Here is a 2,869-nt window from a genome sequence, read left to right on the forward strand (position 1 = left end):
TGCTGCACGCCCAGCGCTAGCACCCGATCCAGCGCCCGATGGCTGCGACCCCGCCTGCGCAGCAGCACTCATGCGTGACGCACCGCCACCGCCGCGTGGGCCAGCCGGACCAGGAGCACCAGAGCCTGCGGCAGACGAGCCGCCACCTGGCCCACCCCCCGCTGATCCGGCGATGTTCTGTGCTCCACTTCCAGTGCTAGAGCCTGCATTACCAAGCTTGCTCAATGCTGCCCCACCGCGATTAGCCAGTGCGCCAGCCATGCCAGCCATACCTGCGATGGCACCCGTGGCACCAGCCAGCATCGGCGCTGCTCCACCGCCACCCGCCTGGGAGACTGCCGGAACTAGGGCACGCACCAGGGCTGGGGCCGAAAAACCCGCAATCCCGATCATGAGCGCATTAATGATGACCCCCGTGGCACCAATATCACCGGTGCCCGACACATTCCACAGCACCACCGCATACAACAAGGCAGACACAGGCTTGAAGGCGATCGCGGCAATTAAGAAGGCCACGAGGTGATTGAGCCCCTGGCGTCCCGTGTCCGAGAACGACAACGCCGCAAACAGGGGCGACAAGCCCGCAGCGATCGGTGCCAGCAACACCCTGGTGACCAGGGCGAGAATCTGCACAAACGAGCCGATGAGGGTGATGCCCGCCAGCACCAGTGTCACCACCGGCCCGAACTGCGACTCTTCGATGCCGCCCAAATTGATCAGTTGGTCTGCGCCGCCGAACTCCTGCATGATCGCATCCGCAATGGCGTCACTAGCAACCATCGCACCCGGAAACATCACCGGCACCGCGATACTAAACACCAGCCAGCGGATCATATTCTCATTCAGGTCCGTGAGCCCCTCTTGCAGACCCCCTCGCCGAGCTGAGGCAATACGCCAGCCACCCACAATGAAGCTCGCCGCCAGTGCGAAACCGCACACCCCCATGACTATGTTTTTCACGCCCTGGGTGTTGGCGTTGACGTCCACACTCGTGGTGGAGAAGTCCATCCACAGCATCATCGCGGTCGTTAACGCTTCGTTGTTACCTTCCATCACCGACTTAGCAAATTTGCCGATAGGGTCCTCCCAAAACGGGGAGTTGTTCACGGCGTCGATGCCCGCGTTAACTGGTGATCCAGCCCAGCACACCAGGTTTTGAGCTCCCCGAGCAGCTTTGCCAGCCCATCCGCGTTCTTCCTCATGGTGCGTTACGATCTCGTCCCAGCGCTCGGCATTATCGGCTTGGATGGCAGCGACTTTATCCTCATCGAAACCGAACAAACCAGCTGCTTCGTCACGCTCCTGCTTTGAGATCGCGCCGTCGGCGACAAGCTGGTCAAGCACACTCCGAGAGTCCGAGACGTCCATGCACTGCTGCTGTGCCTGGCCGAGGGCACCCGGACTGTCAGTCTCTGCCGTCTCTTGTGCCAGTGCAGGCCAGGCTCCCAGGAGGAGGACAATGAGCGCGGCCAGGACTGCAGCCGCCCACTGAACGCTTATTCTCTGTAGGCCCGACATTAGTACTGGATTTCCTTCATCGGTGCCGGGTTGTCTGGATTGAAGGTCCCACCTTTATCAAAGAGGATTCCAGCTTGCCCCGAGAGGTCAGGAACCCAATCCCCGTCACGCCAATACACCGGAATCGTCGTCTTCATGGCTTCACCGCTCGCCTTGGTGAAATCATGCCCAACCTCGACGACGACGACATCTTCAGTGCACTGAGTCACGTTGTAGTACCCTGCAGCCGGCAGTGGTTCAGCCCGTACTTGAGAGTGATCGAAGTTCGGATCGTTCAAGTGCCTAAACTCACGGTCTTTCTGTAGCGTCTCGTAGGTCGACCACCACGCGGCATCAATCTCTTCTCCGATTCCATCTCCCTGTCCAGCGATGCCGTACCCCACTGCGTTGAGTGCCAGCATCACCGCCCCCTGGGGTGAATGAGCAAAACCAGCCGGAACCCCATCTTCCATCCGAGAGGGGCCCGCTTGATCATTGACCGCCAGGTAACGCGCATTGACATATTGTTGCGTCGTCTTGCCGTTCAACGGCACGTCACCGGTCTGACACTGTTCAAATCCTCCCTCCACCAGATTCCGTTTCGATGGGAGATCGCCGTCGTGGTTGTCCGGTGTCCACACCGGACGCTGGTGATAAAAGTCGACCGACCATGTCCCAGGCGCAGCATGGGCAGAATCATCGAACATACCGTCTGGGTCAGGCCATGTGCGCTGATCATTGCCGACCATCGCTCCTGGTGAGTTTTCACTGGTGGGTGGTTGAGATGGCGCCGTCGTGGATGACTCGGAGGCTTGAGGTTGCTCAGGAACCTCCGCGTCTGTTCCACATGCGGCCAAGAAGACCGCCGGGGCCACAAGTGCAGCCGCGACTGCTGTACGACGAATGCTCATTACATGCCCTCCTTTGGGCCAAATGCGGTGAAACTGTTATCGAATTCTTCTGTGCTCAGTTCCTGGAGATCAGGTGCGTCCTCCTGGGTGGGAAGCACCACCTTCCAATCACCAGAAGCGCGTGACAGTTGAACTGGCATCGCAGCCAGACCCACCGTCGGGTACTCAACGGCGAGTGTGACCACGGCATCCGTCTCCGAATAGTCAGAGACCCGAAACCCCTTAAACACCGGCGGGTTGTCCATCGGCTGACCACTAACACTCATCAGCCCGCGTGCTTGGGCCCATTGGTTGCGCCCCAGTCCTGGCTCGATCAGCGCCTGGGAGACTTCCGGCCACGTCTCATCGTCCGCGCCTGCCATGAACACCTGCGAGACAATCGCAGCAACCACCGCACCCTGCGGCGACGGCTCAAAACCGCGGGGAACCGTGCCTTGCTCCGTCGGCCCGGCTTGATCGCT

At 60.3% G+C, this 2,869-nt stretch carries 3 protein-coding genes; all 3 read right to left on the bottom strand.

What is annotated here, in order from left to right; all coding sequences use genetic code 11:
- A partial coding sequence (locus ACHFGA_RS01795; protein ID WP_394280751.1) for a hypothetical protein occupies positions 1-1,518 on the bottom strand: 1,518 nt, incomplete at its 3' end.
- Positions 1,518-2,408 (bottom strand): hypothetical protein, encoded by an 891-nt coding sequence (locus ACHFGA_RS01800; RefSeq protein ID WP_394280752.1) that lies wholly within the window; start codon positions 2,406-2,408, stop codon positions 1,518-1,520. The genes ACHFGA_RS01795 and ACHFGA_RS01800, both read right to left, overlap by 1 nt.
- A partial coding sequence (locus tag ACHFGA_RS01805; protein WP_394280753.1) for a hypothetical protein occupies positions 2,408-2,869 on the bottom strand: 462 nt, incomplete at its 5' end. The genes ACHFGA_RS01800 and ACHFGA_RS01805, both read right to left, overlap by 1 nt.

Origin of the sequence: Corynebacterium sp. (assembly GCF_043426755.1) — a bacterium.
GTDB lineage: Bacteria > Actinomycetota > Actinomycetes > Mycobacteriales > Mycobacteriaceae > Corynebacterium.

Bases quoted from the DNA above. Each gene is read 5' to 3' on its own strand.
- ACHFGA_RS01800 (WP_394280752.1), bottom strand. From the start codon at position 2,408: ATGAGCATTCGTCGTACAGCAGTCGCGGCTGCACTTGTGGCCCCGGCG.